General features: G+C 65.7%; 21 protein-coding genes. 12 read left to right on the top strand and 9 right to left on the bottom strand.

The genetic code is table 11. From position 1 onward, the window contains the following. Positions 1-4: 4 nt before the first annotated feature. A complete protein-coding gene (gene pbpG, locus VF716_RS09220) occupies positions 5-943 on the bottom strand; it encodes a D-alanyl-D-alanine endopeptidase (protein ID WP_013981200.1) in 939 nt (312 codons plus the stop codon). A gap of 260 nt (positions 944-1,203) precedes the next feature. Here pbpG and VF716_RS09215 point away from each other — a divergent pair, with 260 nt between their 5' ends. Further along, a complete protein-coding gene (locus VF716_RS09215) occupies positions 1,204-1,509 on the top strand; it encodes a DUF883 family protein (RefSeq protein ID WP_011911280.1) in 306 nt (101 codons plus the stop codon). Positions 1,510-1,515: 6 nt separating this feature from the next. After that, the gene (locus tag VF716_RS09210) at positions 1,516-2,127 is read left to right on the top strand and encodes an NAD(P)-dependent oxidoreductase (protein WP_014595322.1); all 612 of its coding nucleotides are present in this window, start codon (positions 1,516-1,518) and stop codon (positions 2,125-2,127) included. Positions 2,128-2,217: 90 nt separating this feature from the next. On the opposite strand, the gene aroE is transcribed toward VF716_RS09210, so the two are convergent. Continuing rightward, positions 2,218-3,030 (bottom strand): shikimate dehydrogenase, encoded by an 813-nt coding sequence (aroE, locus tag VF716_RS09205; protein WP_440552553.1) that lies wholly within the window; start codon positions 3,028-3,030, stop codon positions 2,218-2,220. 89 nt (positions 3,031-3,119) lie between these two features. Then, positions 3,120-4,040: an oxygen-dependent coproporphyrinogen oxidase gene (gene hemF, locus VF716_RS09200; protein ID WP_011911277.1), complete on the bottom strand. Its 921-nt coding sequence runs from the start codon at positions 4,038-4,040 to the stop codon at positions 3,120-3,122. A 154-nt stretch (positions 4,041-4,194) separates the two neighbouring features. Between hemF and VF716_RS09195 the strand changes: the two genes are divergently transcribed. Then, the gene (locus VF716_RS09195; protein ID WP_440552551.1) at positions 4,195-5,172 is read left to right on the top strand and encodes an NADPH:quinone reductase; all 978 of its coding nucleotides are present in this window, start codon (positions 4,195-4,197) and stop codon (positions 5,170-5,172) included. Between the two features lie 54 nt (positions 5,173-5,226). On the opposite strand, the gene VF716_RS09190 is transcribed toward VF716_RS09195, so the two are convergent. The 3 genes from VF716_RS09190 to VF716_RS09180 all read right to left on the bottom strand — a co-directional run bounded on the left by VF716_RS09190 (position 5,227) and on the right by VF716_RS09180 (position 8,131). Beyond that, a complete protein-coding gene (locus VF716_RS09190) occupies positions 5,227-5,784 on the bottom strand; it encodes an L-threonylcarbamoyladenylate synthase (RefSeq protein WP_017245970.1) in 558 nt (185 codons plus the stop codon). A 137-nt stretch (positions 5,785-5,921) separates the two neighbouring features. Beyond that, positions 5,922-7,019, bottom strand: a complete 1,098-nt coding sequence (dprA, locus tag VF716_RS09185; protein ID WP_095460348.1) for a DNA-processing protein DprA — start codon at positions 7,017-7,019, stop codon at positions 5,922-5,924. 86 nt (positions 7,020-7,105) lie between these two features. After that, a complete protein-coding gene (locus VF716_RS09180) occupies positions 7,106-8,131 on the bottom strand; it encodes a LysM peptidoglycan-binding domain-containing protein (RefSeq protein ID WP_013981193.1) in 1,026 nt (341 codons plus the stop codon). A 147-nt stretch (positions 8,132-8,278) separates the two neighbouring features. On the opposite strand from VF716_RS09180, the gene def reads away from it, so the two are divergent. The 9 genes from def (at position 8,279) to VF716_RS09135 (ending at position 16,481) form a co-directional block, all read left to right on the top strand. Further along, positions 8,279-8,785 carry a peptide deformylase gene (def, locus tag VF716_RS09175; RefSeq protein ID WP_011911272.1) on the top strand — a complete coding sequence of 169 codons (507 nt, stop codon included), beginning with the start codon at positions 8,279-8,281 and terminating at the stop codon, positions 8,783-8,785. A gap of 52 nt (positions 8,786-8,837) precedes the next feature. Further along, complete coding sequence (gene fmt, locus VF716_RS09170; RefSeq protein ID WP_427757083.1) at positions 8,838-9,782, top strand: methionyl-tRNA formyltransferase; 945 nt, start codon at positions 8,838-8,840, stop codon at positions 9,780-9,782. Next, on the top strand, positions 9,779-11,101 hold the full coding sequence (gene rsmB, locus VF716_RS09165; RefSeq protein WP_011911270.1) for a 16S rRNA (cytosine(967)-C(5))-methyltransferase RsmB: 1,323 nt from the start codon (positions 9,779-9,781) through the stop codon (positions 11,099-11,101). The genes fmt and rsmB overlap by 4 nt, the downstream gene beginning before the upstream one ends. A gap of 74 nt (positions 11,102-11,175) precedes the next feature. Further along, entirely contained in the window at positions 11,176-12,549 is a 1,374-nt protein-coding gene (trkA, locus tag VF716_RS09160) for a Trk system potassium transporter TrkA (protein ID WP_011911269.1), read from the top strand. A 339-nt stretch (positions 12,550-12,888) separates the two neighbouring features. Then, positions 12,889-13,746, top strand: coding sequence for an ectoine/hydroxyectoine ABC transporter substrate-binding protein EhuB (gene ehuB, locus VF716_RS09155; RefSeq protein WP_440552546.1), 858 nt, complete (start codon positions 12,889-12,891; stop codon positions 13,744-13,746). A 121-nt stretch (positions 13,747-13,867) separates the two neighbouring features. Continuing rightward, on the top strand, positions 13,868-14,527 hold the full coding sequence (ehuC, locus tag VF716_RS09150; protein WP_125871017.1) for an ectoine/hydroxyectoine ABC transporter permease subunit EhuC: 660 nt from the start codon (positions 13,868-13,870) through the stop codon (positions 14,525-14,527). Then, a complete protein-coding gene (gene ehuD, locus VF716_RS09145) occupies positions 14,524-15,183 on the top strand; it encodes an ectoine/hydroxyectoine ABC transporter permease subunit EhuD (RefSeq protein WP_102839122.1) in 660 nt (219 codons plus the stop codon). Before ehuC ends, ehuD begins: the two co-directional genes overlap by 4 nt. Further along, positions 15,180-16,016, top strand: coding sequence for an ectoine/hydroxyectoine ABC transporter ATP-binding protein EhuA (gene ehuA / locus VF716_RS09140; RefSeq protein ID WP_440552544.1), 837 nt, complete (start codon positions 15,180-15,182; stop codon positions 16,014-16,016). Before ehuD ends, ehuA begins: the two co-directional genes overlap by 4 nt. Before the next feature lie 147 nt (positions 16,017-16,163). Further along, positions 16,164-16,481, top strand: coding sequence for a tetratricopeptide repeat protein (locus VF716_RS09135; RefSeq protein WP_013981188.1), 318 nt, complete (start codon positions 16,164-16,166; stop codon positions 16,479-16,481). 7 nt (positions 16,482-16,488) lie between these two features. On the opposite strand, the gene VF716_RS09130 is transcribed toward VF716_RS09135, so the two are convergent. The 3 genes from VF716_RS09130 to VF716_RS09120 all read right to left on the bottom strand — a co-directional run bounded on the left by VF716_RS09130 (position 16,489) and on the right by VF716_RS09120 (position 18,334). Then, complete coding sequence (locus tag VF716_RS09130; RefSeq protein WP_014595314.1) at positions 16,489-16,755, bottom strand: PilZ domain-containing protein; 267 nt, start codon at positions 16,753-16,755, stop codon at positions 16,489-16,491. Positions 16,756-16,789: 34 nt separating this feature from the next. Further along, positions 16,790-17,677 (bottom strand): lysophospholipid acyltransferase, encoded by an 888-nt coding sequence (locus VF716_RS09125; protein WP_125460308.1) that lies wholly within the window; start codon positions 17,675-17,677, stop codon positions 16,790-16,792. 99 nt (positions 17,678-17,776) lie between these two features. Next, positions 17,777-18,334: a DNA-3-methyladenine glycosylase I gene (locus tag VF716_RS09120; protein WP_048328015.1), complete on the bottom strand. Its 558-nt coding sequence runs from the start codon at positions 18,332-18,334 to the stop codon at positions 17,777-17,779. Between the last annotated feature and the right edge of the window lie 68 nt (positions 18,335-18,402).

Below are 18,402 nucleotides of genomic sequence, written 5' to 3'. Positions count from 1 at the left end.
GGGTTCAGCGGGTTTCCAGCAGGGCCTGGGCAGCATCGGCCGGCTGGCCGGCGAGCTGCCGCTGGGCCTGCTTCTGCTGCTTGTAGGCCAGGGCAGCGGCCGGTACCGGCGTAACCGTGCCGGTTTCCAGCCACTTCTTCAGGCGGTTGGCGTCAGCCATGTGGGTGTACTTGCCGAACGCGTCGAGCACCACGAAGGCCACCGGCCGCTGCTTCATGGTGGTGCTCATCACCAGGCAATGGCCGGCAGCATTGGTGAAGCCGGTCTTGCTCAACTGGATGTCCCAGTTGTTCTTGCGCACCAGGGCATTGGTATTGCGAAAGCCCAGCGTGTAGTTGGGCTTGCGGAAGGCCACGGTCTTCTCGTCGGTGGTGCTGAATTGCTGGATCAGCGGGTACTGACGGCTGGCGCGGATCAGCTTGACCAGGTCGTTGGCGCTGGAGACGTTGCGCTCGGAAAGGCCGGTGGGCTCGACGTAGTGCGTGCGGCTCATGCCCAGCGCCCGGGCCTTGGCGTTCATTGCCTGGATGAATGCCGCATAGCCGCCCGGATAGTGGTGGGCGAGGCTGGCGGCCGCGCGGTTCTCGGAGGACATCAGGGTCAGCAGCAGCATCTCTCGGCGGCTGATCTCGCTGCCGATGCGCACCCGGGAGTAAACGCCCTGCATCTCCTTGGCATCGCGGATGGTCACCGGTAGCGCCTGGTCCAGCGGCAGCTTGGCATCCAGCACCACCATGGCGGTCATCAGCTTGGTCACCGAAGCGATCGGCACGACCATGTCGGGATTGCTGGAATAGAGCACCTCGTTGGTGTTCAGGTCGACCAGCAGGGCGCTGCCCGAGGCGAGCTCCTGAACCATCGGCTTGGCCGCCTGGGCATGAATCACCGGCAACGAGGCCAGGCAGGCGAACAACAGGCTGGCCACCGTACGACGCAATTTCACGATTGGATTTCCCCGCTGGAAAAGGGCGCTGCGGCGCGGGATGCGCCGGACTAAAGCGCTCCGGAACTGTGACGCAGTATAGGGAATCGACGGGCGGCTCGCCTGTTCCCGATGAACGGTTCGTCGGATGTCGACCAGCGCGGCTGGCCGGTCCGGACACATCTTGATGTGGTCTGCTCGGCCAGCAAAGCCGGCCTCTGGCCGCACCTCTGCAACGTTTCGGGGTCAAACCCACACGCTTACCGAGGGGAGGTCCCGCCATGTTCAGCCACAAGCCCACCACCCGCGAAGAAGTCCAACGCGAGATCGACAGCCTGATGCGCGCGCTCGACGAGCTCAAGCACGACGCCGCACGTGACTCGCGCCATCGCCTCAGCGCCCTGCGTTCGCGTGCCGAATCGCTCTGGCACGACCAGCACTGGGACGAGCACTATGCCGATCTGTCCAAGCGCACCCGTGAGGCCAGCCGCGCCGCACGCGACTGTGCCAAGGAACATCCGCTGGGCACGCTGGCCCTGGCGGCCGGTGCCTTTGCCCTGATCGGCTATCTGGTCACCCGCCGCTGACCGACCATGCTCAACGCCGAAACGCCACGCCTCAAGTTCGCCCTGTACGGCGCGCATGACGATCTCGGCAGTGCGCTGCTGGTCGAGCTGCTCAGCCGGCAGCACGAGGCTGTGGCGCTATTGGACGATCTCAATTCGCTGTCTGCCCGGCCGGGCCTGCGGACCAAGCCGGGCGACCCGTTCGATCCGCTGAGCGTCAGCGAAAGCGTGGCAGGGATGGATGCGGTGATCTGCCTGTACCACACGCCGCGCCTGCCCAGCACCGATGCCATCACCGGCGAGTCCGCCCGGCGCGATTTCTACCAGGCGGTGGAAGCGCTGCTGCTCGGGCTTGAGCGTGTCGGCGTCGAGCGGCTGCTGTTGATCGCCGACTTCCCGGCCATCGAGCGACAGCCGGAGGTCGAGGCCGCCTTGCAGCGGCTGGCCGCGCATCCGCTCAAGTGGACGCTGGTGGATGCGCCCCCGGCCGGCAACCAGCTGACCATCGAGACGTTGGCCGAAGCCGCCGGCAAGGGCGAAACCAATCCCTTTCACGAGCTGCAGCGCATCGCTGCCGGTATCGTGGACGAGCTGGAGCGCCCGCAGCACCTGCATCAACGCATCCATTTTCGTAGCTAGCCCTTTCTGGTCGTCTGGGCGCGGCTTATGGATGTCTGCGCGCGTCGGCCAGCCAATGGCCAGCGGGCATTTGGCCGGCCAAGAGCCCTCTCAGCCCAGCTGGCGCCGTAGCTCGGCCAGTACCGGCGCGGTATCCGGGCGCACGCCGCGCCAGAGTTCGAAGGCTTCCGCCGCCTGCTCCACCAGCATGCCGAGACCGTCGCGGGTGGTTGCACCCAGCGCCGCGGCCCAGCGGCAGAAGGGCGTCGGCTCAGCGCTGTACATCATGTCGTAGCAGAAGGAGCGGCCGGCAACGATCAGGCTGTGGGCCAAGGGCGGCAGCTCGCCACCGAGGCTGGCCGACGTGCCGTTGACGATCAGGTCGACCGGTTCGGCAAGCTCGGCGAAGCCGCTCGCCGACAGCGAACCGAGCTCGGCGAACTCCTGCACCAGCTGTTCGGCCCGGCTCGCGGTGCGATTGGCGATGACCAGCGCCGCCGGCCGGTGCGCCAGCAGCGGCTCCAGTACGCCACGCACGGCACCCCCGGCGCCCAGCAGCAGGATGCGGCGGCCGCTCAGGGTCACGCCGGCATTGAGCAGGTCGGCGACCAGCCCGGCGCCATCGGTGTTGTCGCCCAGCAGGCGACCATCCTCCAGCTTCTTCAGGGTATTCACCGCACCGGCGCGGCGCGCACGCTCGGTCAGCTCGTCGGCCATGCGATAGGCCTGCTCCTTGAACGGCACGGTCACGTTGGCACCCAGGCCTTCGCGAAAGAAGTCACGCGCGAACGCGGGGAAGTCATCCAGCGGCGCCAGCAGCGGCTCATAGCTCAGCGCCTGGCCGGTCTGTGCGGCGAACAGCGCATGAATCTGCGGTGACTTGCTGTGGCCGATGGGGTTGCCGAAGACGCCGTAGCGGTCCATCCAATACCTCTGTTTCAAATTCGGGCTGCAGACCCGGTGCGAGACGCATCGACTCCAGCGCCGAAACTCGGGCCGGATGCCGTCTTCGTTCAGGCGGGCGCGGCGGCCAGCCAGTCGCGGTCCTGCAGGAAATACTCGGTCAGCCGCGCTTCCGGCGAGCCCGGCTCGGGGCGCTTGTCATAGCCCCAGGCAACCTGGGGCGGCAGCGACATCAGGATCGATTCGGTGCGTCCACCCGATTGCAGGCCGAACAGGGTGCCGCGGTCGTAGACCAGGTTGTACTCGACGTAGCGGCCGCGGCGCAGCAGCTGGAACTGCCGCTCGCGCTCGCCGAACGGGGTGGCCTTGCGCCGCTGCACGATGGGCAGATAGGCCTGGAGATAGGCATCGCCGACCGCACGCATGAAGGCGAAGCTGGTGTCGAAATCCCACTGGTTCAAGTCGTCGAAGAACAGTCCGCCAACGCCGCGCGGTTCGTTGCGGTGCTTGATGTGGAAATAGCGGTCGCACCACTCCTTGTAGCGCGGATAGACCTCGGCGCCGAACGGCGCGCAGGCATCCCGCGCGACCCGGTGCCAGTGCACGCAGTCTTCTTCGGCGCCGTAGTAGGGCGTCAGGTCGAAGCCGCCGCCGAACCACCAGACCGGTTCCTCGCCGTCCTTCTCGGCGATGAAGAAGCGCACATTGGCATGGGAGGTGGGCACGTAGGGGTTGTGCGGGTGGATCACCAGCGACACACCCAGCGCCTCGAAGCTGCGACCGGCCAGTTCAGGCCGATGGGCACTGGCCGATGGCGGCAGGCTGTCGCCGTGCACATGGGAGAAGTTCACCCCGCCTTTCTCGATCAGCGCGCCGTTCTCGATCACCCGCGTCCGGCCGCCACCGCCACCAGGCCGCGTCCAGGCATCCTCGACGAAGCGGGCACCGCCGTCTTCGACCTCCAGGGCGGCGCAGATTCGATCCTGCAAATCCAGCAGATAGGCTTTGACGGCTTCGGTCCTGTCGTTCACGAAATCACCTTGCGAATGACCGCACGCAGCCAGCGGCGCGTGGCTGAGCGGTGCTTGAAAAACGGGGTCGGCCGGCAAGCATAACATCAGGCCGATTGACGAACGCAGCCCCGGCAGGTTCGATAGGCGCTCTTTCAATGACCAGGAGCCAGACATGTCCCAGCGCATCCAATTCAGCCAGCACGGCGGTCCCGAAGTCCTGGAACAGGTCGATGTGCCCCTCAGCGCGCCGGCTGCCGGCGAGGTGCGCGTCCGCAACCACGCCATCGGCCTGAACTTCATCGACACCTATTTCCGTAGCGGCCTGTACCAGCCGCCAAGCCTGCCGTCCGGTCTGGGCACCGAGGGTGCCGGGGTGGTCGATGCGGTGGGCGAGGGCGTGCAGCATCTGCTGCCCGGTGATCGTGTCGCCTATGCCACCGGTCCGCTGGGTGCCTACGCGGAGTATCACACGCTGCCGGCTCGCCACCTGGTCAAGCTGCCGGACTCCATCAGCTACGAACAGGCTGCCACGGTCATGCTCAAGGGCCTGACCTGTCAGTATCTGCTGCGTCAGACTCACGCGCTGCAGGCCGGCGAGACCGTGCTGTTCCATGCCGCGGCCGGCGGCGTTGGCTCGATTGCCTGTCAGTGGGCGCATGCGCTCGGCGCTCGGCTGATCGGCGTGGTCGGCTCGGCGGAGAAGGCCGCACGCGCCAAGGCGCTCGGCGCCTGGGCGACCATCGACCGTAGCTGCGAAGACGTGGTGCAGCGCGTACTGGAGCTGACCGAAGGCAAGAAGTGCCCGGTGGTCTACGACTCGGTGGGCAAGAACAGCTGGGAGATATCCCTCGATTGCGTCGCTCCGCGCGGGCTGCTGGTGAGCTTCGGCAATGCGTCGGGTGCCGTCACCGGAGTCAACCTCGGCGTGCTGGCGCAAAAGGGTTCGCTGTTCGTCACCCGCCCGACCCTGGCTGGCTATGCCGACACCCCGGAGCGCCTGCAGGCCATGGCCGACGAGCTGTTCGAGATGATCGGCAGCGGCAAGGTCAAGGTCGAGATCGGCCAGCGCTACGCACTCGGCGATGCCGCCGAAGCGCAGCGCAAACTGGCAGCGGGGGAGACCACCGGATCGACCATTCTGCTGCCCTGAACACGGTGGCGGCTGCCGCTGCTGGGCAGCCGCGCCGCCATCGATTCGCCCGGGTCAGGCCGGACGAATCACCTCGCCGCTGCGCAGGTCACGGATGACGCTGGGATTGCGCCGGCCGCCCAGCGCACCGTTGAACACGGCGTCTAGCTGCTGCGGGAAATACTGTTCCACCCGCAGCCGCGAACGCGCTGCGGGCCGCCCGGCCGGGTTGGCCGAGGTCGACACCAGCGGCCCGGTCAGCGCGCAGAGGCGCTTGACCAGCGGGTGGTCGGTGACGCGCAGGGCCACGCTGTCATGCCGTCCGGTGATCCACTCGGGCAAGCGGCCGCGGTGCGGTACCAGCCAGGTGTTGGGCCCCGGCCAGGTCCCTGCCAGGCGATCCAGCCAGCGCTCCGGCAGGTCGTCCAGCAGGAAGTCGAACTGTTCCACGGTGTCCGCGATCAGGATCAGGCCCTTCTCCACGGGTCGCTCCTTGAGCGCCAGCAGGCGCATCACCGCGTCTTCGTCCCACGGGTCGCAGCCCACACCCCAGACCGCTTCGGTCGGATAGGCGATCACCCCGCCAGCCCGGACCACCCGCGCCACCTGCTGCACACGCCAATCGCCAATCATGCCGACCTCTGCCTGGATGAAAAGCCGGCAGTGTACCCAAGGCGCCAGCCGTCGAGCAGGGGGCGATCGGGCCGATTCGCAACAGCCTGCAACAGTGAGCCGTTAAGCCTGGCACCGTCGCATCCAGGCGATGCCGGCTAGCGCATCAGCACCGACCAGAGTCCGTTGTCGCAGCTGACCTGACCCTCGATCTCCAGCTCGGTCAGTTGCGCCAGCACCTGACCCAGCGGCTGATCGAGCGCGGCAGCCAGCGCCTCGCTGCTGCGCGACGCCGCCAGCAGTTCGCGCAGCAATGGGTGATCCGTTTGCGGCGGCTTCGGCGCTTCAGGAGCCAGCGGCGCAAGGCGCTGCCAGCCGCGCAGGGCCTGCAGGACATCCTCTACCGACTCCACCAGCGCCGCGCCCTGGCGGATCAGCTGATGGCAGCCGCGTGCGCCAGGATGATGGATCGAACCGGGAATCGCATAGACTTCGCGGCCTTGCTCGGCGGCCAGACGCGCGGTGATCAGCGAACCGCTGGACGGACTCGCCTCGACCACCAGCACGCCCAGCGAAAGGCCGCTGATGATGCGGTTGCGGCGCGGAAAGTTGCTCGCTTGTGGCGGGCAGTCCAGCGGCAATTCGGACACCAGCGCACCGCCATGTTCGACGATCTGCTTGGCCAGGCTGAGATGGCGCTGCGGATACAGCCGTTCGATGCCGGTGCCGAGCACCGCGACGGTCTTGCCGTTTGCATCCAGCGCACCCTGATGTGCAGCGCCGTCGATTCCCAGCGCCAGTCCACTGGTGATGACGAAACCCGCGCCGGCCAAGCTGCGGGAAAACGCGCGGGCATTGTCCAGGCCGTTTCGCGAGGCGCGGCGGCTGCCGACTACCGCCAGCTGCGGCCGTTCGAGCAAGGTCGGATCGCCAGCGACGAACAGCAGAGGCGGGGCATCCGGCAGCTCCGCCAGCAGGGCGGGATAGGCCGGATCGTCCCAGCAGATCACATGTCGACCTGGGGCTTGCAGCCAGGCCAGGGCGGCACTGGCCCGCTCGCGAACCTCGCTGCTGCGACGCGGTTCGGCGCAGCTGACCGGCAGACCCAGGGAGCGCCAGGCGCTGGCCGGCGCACTGAGGGCCGACGCCGCATCGGGGAACGCACTGAGCAACCGCTGCAGGCGCCGCGGACCGAGTTCCGGCAACAGATGAAGACGCAGCCGGGCTTCAAGCTCGGCGGGGGAAATGGCAGGCATGGAAGACACTCCTTGTCTCCTGGCACCGCATCCTTGCGGTGTTATCGCAGCATGAAAAAGCCCCGCATTCGCGGGGCTTTCTTAGTTCAGGGGTTGCGGACCTTGTCCTTCACCGACAGCGAGCGAGTGGCCTGCAGCACCAGGCCGTAGCTGAGCTTGTCGTAGGTGCGGAACACCATCAGCAGACCGGAGCGCTCGTCCGGGATCTTCACGTTCTCGCCGGTCACGCGATCGCGCACGGTTTCGCCGGTCTTGTACACCGCCAGCACGTTGCCGTCCTGCAGACCGTCACGAGCACCTTTGTTCAGCGTGACCACATCGAACTGGCCGATCTGGGTGACGCCGCGCGGCACATCCAGAATCACGCCTTCGACCTGGGTGGACGGGGCGCTCGGCATAAAGGTGGAGTTGACCGCGCGCTCCTCGCCCGGGAACAGGCGATCACCGATGCGCGCTTCCTGGGTGGTCCGGGTCAGTTGCATGGTGGCGATGTCGCCTTCGATCTCGACGATCTCGACGGAGCCGACATCGTCGGCGTTGATGCCGAGGAATTCACCGGTGTCCGGGTCGACGTAGGTCTTGCCCTGGCGGAAGATGCCGTAGGCCGGCATGTTCGCTTCGAACGCGCCGCGACCATAGATGCGATCGCCGGCGCCGCTGATCACGCGCTCGGCATTGCCGGCGACGATGTAGGGAGCGCCCTGGAACTGCTCGGCGGTGTCGATGATGCGGTTGCTCAGCAGGAAGCTGTTGATCGCTTCCAGCGGGATGGTCGGGATGGCCTCGGCCATCGGCGTGGTGCGTACGGTCGGCGACAACTTGATGGTGCCGCGCGAGGTACCGCGGTCTAGCACCAGTCGCGGCTGGCCGTCGACATAGACCAGGCTCAGGGTGTCGCCGGGATAGATCAGGTGAGGGTTGGCGATCTGCGGGTTGGCATGCCACAGCTCCGGCCATTTCCACGGCTCGCGCAGGAAGCGGCCGGAAATGCCCCAGAGTGTGTCGCCCTTCACCACGGTATACCGCTCCGGATGATTGTCCTTGAGCTGCACCGCGGCCTGGGCGAGCCCGCCGACCGCCACCAGCAGCAGGGCGAGTAGTGATTTCCTCATGTGGTGAATCCCTTTATTATGTGCCTTCACGTGAAGCGCCCTAGCGCCGCGGACCCATTTGGAACGCGGCATTAAGCCGTTTTCCATGCTGCTCGGCATCTTAGCAGCGGCTTTTGACTTTATTCCATAAGTGCATCACAAACGCATATGGCCATTCTGAACATCCTTGAATTTCCCGATCCGCGGCTGCGCACCATCGCCAAACCGGTGGACGTGGTCGATGACGGCATCCGTCAGCTGGTCGACGACATGTTCGAAACCATGTACGAAGCGCCGGGCATCGGCCTGGCCGCGACGCAGGTCAATGTGCACAAGCGCGTGGTGGTGATGGACCTGTCCGAGGACCGCTCCGAACCGCGGGTTTTCATCAACCCGGAATTCGAACCGCTCACCGACCAGATGGACCAGTACCAGGAAGGCTGCCTGTCGGTACCCGGCTTCTACGAGAACGTCGATCGTCCGCAGAAGGTGCGCATCAAGGCGCTGGACCGCGACGGCAAGCCCTACGAGCTGATCGCCGAAGGACTGCTGGCGGTGTGTATCCAGCACGAGTGCGATCACCTCAACGGCAAGCTGTTCGTCGACTACCTGTCCAGCCTCAAGCGCGACCGGATCAAGAAGAAGCTGGAAAAGATCCACCGCCAGCAGGCTTGATTCCCGAACCTCAAAGGCTTGCTACGGCAAGCCTTTTTCTTAGCGAGTCCCCATGACCCAGCCCTTGCGCATCGTTTTCGCCGGCACTCCGGAATTCGCCGCCCAGCACCTGCAGGCCCTGCTCGATGCGGGCAAATCGATCGTTGCGGTCTATACCCAGCCGGACCGCCCGGCCGGGCGCGGCCAGAAGCTGATGCCCAGCCCGGTCAAGCAGCTCGCCATGCAACACGACATTCCGGTGCTGCAACCGCAGACGCTGCGTGATCCGGCGGCTCAGGCGGAGCTGGCCGCGCTGCAGGCTGACCTGATGGTGGTCGTGGCCTATGGTCTGATCCTGCCGCAGGCGGTGCTCGACCTGCCGCGCCTGGGCTGTATCAACAGCCATGCCTCGCTGCTGCCCCGCTGGCGTGGTGCCGCGCCGATCCAGCGCGCCATCGAAGCCGGCGACAGCGAGTCCGGGGTCACGGTGATGCAGATGGAAGCGGGCCTGGATACCGGTACGATGCTGCTCAAGGTCAACACACCGATCAGTGACGAAGACACCGGCGGCTCGCTGCACGACCGTCTCGCCTTGCTCGGCGCGCACGCCGTGGTAAAGGCCGTCGACGCCCTGGCCGCCGGCACCCTGACGCCCGAAGTGCAGGACGACAGCCTGGCCACCTATGCGCACAAGCTGAGCAAGGACGAGGCGCGCATCGACTGGACCCGCCCGGCAGTCGAGCTGGAGCGGCTGATTCGCGCCTTCAACCCCTGGCCGATCTGCCACAGCACGCTGAACGGCGAAACGCTGAAGATTCACGCCGCACGCCTCGGCGAAGGCCGCGGCGTGCCCGGCCTTATCCTCGACGCGAGCAAGGCAGGGCTGACCGTTGCCTGCGGTGAAGGCGCGCTGTCGCTGACTCGCCTGCAATTGCCCGGTGGCAAGCCGCTTGGCTTCGGCGACCTGTATAACAGCCGCCGTGAGCAGTTCGCCCCCGGCCTGGTTCTCGGCCAATGAATCCGCGCCTGGCGGCGGCCCGTGCGCTGAGCGTCGTGCTGTCGGGCAAGGCGTCTCTGGGTAGCAGCCTGCCCGAGGTGCTCGGCAAGGTGGACGCCCGTGATCGCGGGCTGACCCAAGAACTGGCCTTTGGTACCGCGCGCTGGCAGCCGCGCCTGGCGGGGCTGGCCAACAAACTGTTGCAGAAGCCGTTCAAGGCCGCCGACCGCGATGTCGAAGCATTGCTGCTGGTCGGCCTCTATCAGCTGCTGCATACCCGTATTCCGGCCCATGCCGCCATCGGCGAAACCGTCGGCTGCGTGGACAAGCTGAAGAAGCCCTGGGCCAAGGGGCTGCTCAATGCCGTGCTGCGCCGCGCCCAGCGCGAAGGTGAAGCACTGCTGGCCGAACTGGAACACGATCCGGTGATTCGCGTGGCCCACCCGCGCTGGCTGCAGAAGGCCCTCAAGGCACACTGGCCCGAACACTGGGAAGCCATCTGCGCGGCGAACAATGCGCATCCGCCGATGATGCTGCGGGTCAACCGCCGTCAGACCAGTCGAGACGTCTACCTGACCGAGCTGCAAACCGCCGGTATCGACGCCTTCCCCTGCGAATTCAGCGAAGACGGCATCCGACTCGCCAGCCCCTGCGATGTGCAGCAGCTGCCCGGCTTCGCCGAAGGACGGGTCAGCGTGCAGGACGAAGCCGCGCAGCTGGCCGCCGGGCTGCTCGATCTGGCGCCCGGCCAGCGCGTGCTGGACGCCTGCTGCGCTCCGGGCGGCAAGACCTGCCACCTGCTCGAGCGCGAGCCGCAGCTGGCCGGGCTGGTTGCGCTGGACCTCGAGCCCAAGCGTCTGGCGCGGGTACGGGAGAATCTCGAGCGTCTGCAGCTCGATGCCGAGCTGCTCGCCGCCGATGCGCGCGCCACCGCGCAGTGGTGGGATGGCAAACCGTTCCAGCGCATCCTGCTCGACGCACCCTGCTCGGCCACCGGCGTGATCCGCCGCCATCCGGACATCAAGCTGACCCGCCAGGCCGAGGACATCGCTCCACTGGCCGCACTGCAGGGCGAGATGCTCGATGCACTGTGGCCGACCCTGGAAGTCGGCGGCGTGCTGCTCTATGCCACCTGCTCGGTGCTGCCGACCGAGAACCGTGAGGTGATCGGTGCCTTTCTCGCACGCACCCCCGGCGCGCGCGAACTGGACCTGCCGGCCGGCTTCGGCCTGACGCAGCCCCACGGTCGCCAGCTGCTGCCGCAGCAGGACGGCCACGACGGCTTCTACTATGCCAAGCTGATCAAGATCGCAGCTCAACCGCGTGGCCATCATCAGTAAGCCGAACCCGGGCCGGCCAGGCTCGACCCCAACATGGACGCGGCAGCGGATGGCTGCCGCTCAGGAGTGACCGCGTGAAGATCATCATCCTCGGTGCCGGTCAGGTCGGCGGCACCCTCGCCGAACACCTCGCCAGCGAAGCCAACGACATCACCGTGGTGGACACCGACGGCGATCGCCTACGCGATCTCGGCGACCGCCTGGACATCCGCACCATTCAGGGCCGCGGCTCGTTTCCCACCGTGCTGCGCCAGGCCGGCGCCGACGACGCCGACATGCTGGTGGCGGTGACCAACAGCGACGAAACCAACATGGTCGCCTGCCAGGTCGCCTACACGCTGTTTCACACGCCGACCAAGATCGCCCGAGTGCGCGAGGCGGCCTATCTGGTGCGCTCGGGTCTGTTCAACAACGAAGCCATTCCGGTGGACGTGCTGATCAGCCCGGAACAGGTGGTTACCAATTACATCAAACGCCTGATCGAGCATCCCGGCTCGCTGCAGGTGATCGACTTCGCCGGCGGCAAGGCGCAGCTGGTGGCGGTACGCGCCTATTACGGCGGCCCGCTGGTGGGGCAGGAGCTGCGCCAGCTGCGTCGTCACATGCCCAACGTCGACACCCGCGTGGCGGCCATCTTCCGCCGCAACCACGCGATCCTGCCGCAGGGCGACACGGTCATCGAGGCCGATGACGAGGTGTTCTTCATCGCTGCCCGCGGCCACATCCGCGCCGTGATGAGCGAGATGCGCCGGCTCGACGAGAACTACAAGCGCATCGTCATCGCCGGTGGCGGGCACATCGGCGAGCGGCTGGCGGAGGCCATCGAGAGCCGCTACCAGGTCAAGATCATCGAGATGAACCCGGCACGCTGCCGCTACCTCTCCGATACCCTGGACAGCACCATCATCCTGCAGGGCAGCGCTTCGGACCGCGATCTGCTGGTGGAAGAGAACATCAACGAGGCGGACGTGTTCCTCGCCCTGACCAACGACGACGAGGCCAACATCATGTCCTCGCTGCTGGCCAAGCGGCTCGGTGCGCGCAAGGTGATGTGCATCATCAACAACCCGGCCTACGTCGACCTGGTGCAGGGCGGCGAAATCGACATCGCCATCAGCCCGCAGCTAGCCACCATCGGCACCCTGCTGACCCACGTGCGCCGCGGCGATATCGTCAGTGCACACTCGCTGCGCCGCGGCGCGGCCGAAGCGATCGAGGTGATCGCCCACGGCGACCCGCGCTCGAGCAAGGTGGTGGGTCGCGCCATCGAGCAGATTGCGCTGCCGCCAGGCACCACCATCGGCGCAGTGATCCGCGACGACCAGGTACTGATCGCGCACGATGACACCCGAATTGAGTCCGGCGACCACGTCATCCTGTTCCTGGTGGACAAGAAGCACATTCGCGACGTGGAGCGCCTGTTCCAGGCCGGTCTGACCTTCTTCTGAAGCACGCCGCTTTTACCCGAACGGCCCGCCTTATGGTGGGCCGTTTTGTTTTCTCAATCAGAAAAACCGCAGCTCCGTTTCGGCGGGTTTTCCATCATCCCCTTCGATTGCGTCAGATCGCGCCAGATGGGCTCAGATTTCCATTTTATGGCCAGCTTTTGTACCCTCCAGAATGACCGCTCCGTCAGGGCTTCGATTGAAGAAAGCTATGACCGCCGTAACGTTCACGGCACCTTGTCGCTTCGCAAGCGTCCTTTACTACGGTCAACGCAGTTACCACTCCTAGACAAATAACGATCCGATTCCTCGGGTCTCTACAAGGAACAGGAGAAACTCCCAATGAGGAACAGCCCCATCACGACAAGCCCCCGCCGGCTGCTGATCGCCTGTGCCGCCCTGGCCAGCATCGGTTTCGCCAGCGTCACCCAGGCCGATACCCTGGAAAAGATCAAGGACAGCAACAGCGTACGCATCGGCTACGCCAACGAGACGCCGTTCGCCTATACCGCGCTGGATGGCAGCGTCACCGGCGAATCGCCGGAAATCGTGCGCAAGGTCTTCGAGCGCATGGAGATCGACACCATCAAGCCGGTACTGACCGAGTGGGGCTCGCTGATCCCCGGTTTGCGTGCCGGTCGCTTCGACCTCATCGCCGCCGGCATGTACATCACCCCCGAACGCTGCAAGCAGGTGCTGTTCACCGACCCGCACTACCGCCTGCTCGACACCCTGCTGGTGGCCGAGGGCAACCCGAAGAATCTGCGCAGCTACGAGGACATCGCCGGCAATCCCGAGGTGAAGATCGCCATCATGTCCGGCACGGTGAACCTCGGTTATGCGCGCAAGGCCGGCATCAAGGATTCGCAGATCCTCCAGGTGCCCGATACCACCTCGCAGCTGCAGGCGGTGCGCAGCGGCCGCGCCGACGCCGCCATCGGCACCCAGCTGACCATGCGCGGGCTTGCGCAGAAGGCCGGTGACGATGTCGAAGCCATCGATGACTTCCAGGACGATCCGTCGCGGGCCGGCTATGGCGCGCTGGCATTCCGTCCGCAGGACGAAGCGCTAAGGGATGCGGTCAACGCCGAGTTGAAGAAATGGCTGGGCAGCGACGAGCACCTCGAGACCATCGAGCCGTTCGGTTTCGATCGCTCCAATCTGACCGACAAGACCGCCGCCGAGCTCTGCGGCGCCTGAAGCCCGTCGGGGCGGCTGGTTGGCGCGGCTGACCCGCTGTCCCGCCTGTGAACGCTGACCAAGGCTTCGTAGCACGCTGCGCAGCCTCGGTCAGCGCTCCGGAAAACCGGATAGCGCCATCATGATCGAACTGCTTCCTCTGCTCTGGCAGGGTGCCTGGGTCACCGTGAAGGTGACGTTCTTTGGCTCCCTGCTGGCCATTGCCTGCGCGCTGATTGCCGCGCTGGCCCGACTCTCGCCACTGGCGCCATTGCGCTGGCTGGCCATCGCTTACATTGAGGTATTTCGCGGCTCATCGCTGCTGGTGCAGCTGTTCTGGCTGTACTTCGTGCTGCCGATGCCGCCGTTCAACATCGCCATGAGCGCCTTCGCCGTGGCGGTGGTCGGCCTTGGGTTGAACATCGGCGCCTACGGGGCCGAGGTGCTGCGCGGCGCCATCCGCTCGGTGCACCAGGGCCAGCATGAGGCCTGTCAGGCGCTGAACATGACGCCGCTGACGCGCATGCGCCGAATCATCCTGCCGCAGGCACTGCTCGCGGCGATTCCGCCCGGCACCAACCTGCTGATCGAATTACTGAAGAACACCTCGCTGGTATCGCTGATCACCCTGTCGGATCTGGCCTTCCGTTCCCGTCAGCTGGATCAGGCGACGCTGATGACGCTGGAGATATTCGGCCTGGCGCTGGTCATCTATTTCATCCTGGCACAGGCGATCAACTTCGGCATGCGCCAGCTGGAGCGTCGCCTGGCCCGCGGACGGATGCGTGGAGGCCTGTCATGAACTTCTTCGACTGGCAGTTCGCCCGCGAGATCCTGCCGCGTCTGCTGGACGCCTCGCTGACCACCATTGGCATTGCCCTGGCCGGTTTCGCCATTGCCGTGGTGCTCGGCCTGTTTCTCGCCATCGCCCGCCGCAGCCGCCAACGCTGGCTGTCATGGCCGATCACCGGGCTGATCGAGTTCATTCGCAGCACCCCGCTGCTGATCCAGGTGTACTTCCTGTTCTACGTCTTCCCCAACTATGGCCTCAATCTCAGCGCCATGCAGGCGGGGATCATCGGCATTGCGCTGCATTACGCCTGCTACACCGCCGAGGTCTACCGCGCCGGTCTGGATGCGGTGCCGCGCTCGCAGTGGGAAGCCGTCACCGCGCTGAACATGAAGCCCTGGACCGCCTACCGCGATGTGATCCTGCCGCAGGCGCTGCGCCCGGTACTGCCGGCGCTGGGCAACTACCTGATCTCGATCCTCAAGGACACGCCGGTGCTTTCGGCGATCACCGTGGTGGAAATCATGCAGCGGGCCAAGAACATCGGTTCCGAAAGTTTCCGCTACCTGGAGCCGATCACCATGGTCGGCGTGTTCTTCCTCATTCTCAGCCTCGGCCTCGCCTGGTGCGTGCGCCGCCTGGAAAACCGCATGGAGCTGGCCCGATGAATACGCCAATGCCTGCCACAGAACAACCGAACACCGCTCACGAACCAGCCGAGGCAGCGCAACCGATGGTGCGCTTCGCCGGCGTGAGCAAGCACTACGGCGAGCTGACCGTGCTCGATGGGCTCGATCTGGAGATTCGCGAGGGCGAGAAGGTCGCGATCATAGGCCCCAGCGGCTCGGGCAAGTCGACGCTGCTGCGGGTGCTGATGACCCTGGAAGGGATCGACGACGGGCTGATCGAGGTGGACGGCGAACCCCTGACCCACATGCCTGATGGCCATGGTCGTCTGGTGCCGGCCAATGCCCGCCATCTGCGTCGGGTGCGCGGCAAGGTCGGCATGGTGTTCCAGAGCTTCAACCTGTTTCCGCACATGAACGCGCTGCAGAACGTCATGGAGGCACCGGTGCAGGTGCTCGGGCTGAGCAAGGCCGAAGCCCGCAAAAGGGCAGAGGAGTTGCTGGCAATGGTCGGCCTGGAGGACAAGCTGGAGCACTTCCCGGCGCAGCTCTCCGGCGGACAGCAACAGCGCGTGGCCATCGCCCGCGCACTGGCGATGCGGCCGAAAGTGATGCTTTTCGACGAGGTGACTTCGGCGCTCGACCCGGAGCTTTGCGGCGAGGTGCTGAATGTGATCCGCCGTCTCGGCGACGCGCATAACCTGACCATGCTCATGGTCACCCACCAGATGGGGTTCGCCCGTGAGTTCGCCGATCGAGTGTGCTTCTTCCACCAGGGTCGGATCCACGAGCAGGGCAGCCCGGACGCGCTGTTCAACAACCCGCAGGAAGAGCGCACTCGGGAGTTTCTCAGCGCAGTCAACGAAGCCCATTGAGATGCCACGCGGCTGTCACGCGGCGCGCTCAAGATTGCGCGCACCCGCTAAGACCAATGGCGTATGCTGACCATCTTGCCGGGCAGTCGCTTTGCACTACAGTGGAGGGGACTCCCTGGGCGCCCGTGCTCCAATCAAGGTCCGATCATGCTCGAATCGCTGGAAAAGATGCTCTCTCAAGGCATGGACAATCCGATGCTGCGCTTCGGACTCGGCAAGGGCTACCTGGATGCCGGTCAGCCGGGCAGGGCGGCGCAGCACCTGCGCCGCTGCGTGGAGCTCGATCCGAAGTACTCGGCGGCGTGGAAGCTGCTGGGCAAGGCGCTGCAGGCCGATGGCGACAAGCAGGGCGCCCACGAGGCCTGGGAAAGCGGCATCGCCGCAGCGAACGCTCGCGGCGACAAGCAGGCGGAAAAGGAAATGAGCGTCTTTCTGCGTCGGCTCGACCGCCTTACACCTGACTGAGCGCCGCTCAGTCCTCGCGCAGGAACTGCAGGCCGATCCCCTCGGCATCGACCCGCATCACCACCATCCGCAGTTCCGGCGCTGGAATCGGCAGGTCCTGAACCTGACCGGTCACCTCGTCGCCAGGCTGCAGCACCACCAACTCCGGATGCCGCACATAGACGCCACCATCGGACAGGTCGCGGGTATGGGCGAACACCTCGCCGAAGGCCGGATGGGTGATGCGGATACGGCACTTCATGTTGGTACGTGGATGCTGACGCTGGTTGCGCATGGGTTCGTCCTTGTTGGTTCTTGTTCTGGCCTGATCAGTACCAGCGCTTTTCGCCGGCGGGGCGCTTCTTGAAGCGCTTCATCGTCCACATGTACTGGCTGGGGTAGGCCCGCACGTACTTCTCGATCATCGCGCTCATGGCCGCCACGCCGGTTTCGGCGTCCTCGCTATACATCCCTTCGGGCGCCGCCTCGAGGATCACCTTGTAGCCCGAACCGTCCTCCAGGCGCAACGCGTGAAGAAAAACGCCGACCGCCTTGCCGCCGGCGAGCATGCCGGGCACGAACTTGCTGGTCAGCGCCTGGGTGGCGAAGAAAGGCACGAATAGCCCGCTGCCTTCGCTCGGTTCCGGATCGGCCGGGATGCCAACCGCACCACCACGACGGACTTCCTTGATCACGCTGAGGATGCCTTCCCGGGTCGAGGGCGCGACCCGGTTGCCCAGCTGCACGCGCTGCTGCTGCAGCAACTCGTCCACCGCCTTCAGCTTCGGCGGCCGGTAGAAGATGATCGGCTTGCACTGCGCGCAGTAGAAATGGTTCAGCACTTCCCAGTTTCCCAGGTGGCTGGTGATACCGACCACCCCCTTGCCAGACGCCAGCGCCGCCTGCAGCACCTCGAGGCCTTCGACTTCGCGAATCAGCCCGAGGGTCTTCTCAGCCGGCCAGATCCAGGCGCAGGCGCTTTCGGTGAAGGCCATGCCGGTCTGCCGCAGCGTCTTTCCGAGCAGCACATCCAGTTCGGCGGCACTCAGCTCGGGAAAGCACTTGTGCAGGTTGATCCGCGCCACCTCGCGCGAGCGGTTCGGCAGCTTCCACATCAGCCAGCCGATCACCGAACCCAGCCCCTGCACCATGCGCCAGGGCAACCGGGCGAAGAGTCGCAGGGAACCGACGACCAGGGCACCTTTGAGCTTTTCCACACCGCACTCCGAAATTTTCAGGTCGCCTAGTCTACCTGCATCGGGCGGCGGCGTTCAGGCGCGACGCTAGCAATGGCGCATATCTTGGTGGCATACGACTCAATCGCCGCCGACCAGCGCGGCATGCCGTTCGCAATCGATCAGATGGTCCATCACCATGCCGCAAGCCTGCATGTAGGCATAGCAGATGGTCGGGCCGACAAAGCTGAAGCCGGCTTTTTTCAGCGCGCGGCTCATGGCCTCGGCCTCGGGCGAGACCGCCGGCACCTGATCCAGGCGCTCGAAGCGATTGATCTTCGGTTCGCCGCCGACGAAAGACCAGACGAACCCCGCCGGATCCTCCAGCTGCAACCAGGCACGCGCGTTGCTGCGCGCCGCCTCGAGCTTGCGCCGGTTGCGGATGATGCCGGGATCCTGCATGCGCTCGTCGATCTCGGCATCGCTCATGCGCGCCAGGCGCTCGGCATCGAAGCCGAACAGCACCTGCCGGTAGCGCTCGCGCTTGCGCAGTACGGTGATCCAGGAAAGCCCCGCCTGAAAGGCCTCGAGCAAGAGGAATTCGAACAGCACCTGCGGATCGCGGGCCGGTACGCCCCATTCGCGATCGTGGTAGTCGATGTACAGCGGATCCGTGCCGCACCAGGCGCAACGTGGCATGTGGTCTCCTTGCGCAGGGCTCGTCCGATGGCCGAAACCATCGCAAGCGCAGCCATGCGGGGGGTATA

This window comes from Stutzerimonas sp. Brlt_14, assembly GCF_051948915.1.
GTDB lineage: Bacteria > Pseudomonadota > Gammaproteobacteria > Pseudomonadales > Pseudomonadaceae > Stutzerimonas > Stutzerimonas stutzeri.
This window is presented reverse-complemented; position numbering and strand designations above follow the sequence as displayed.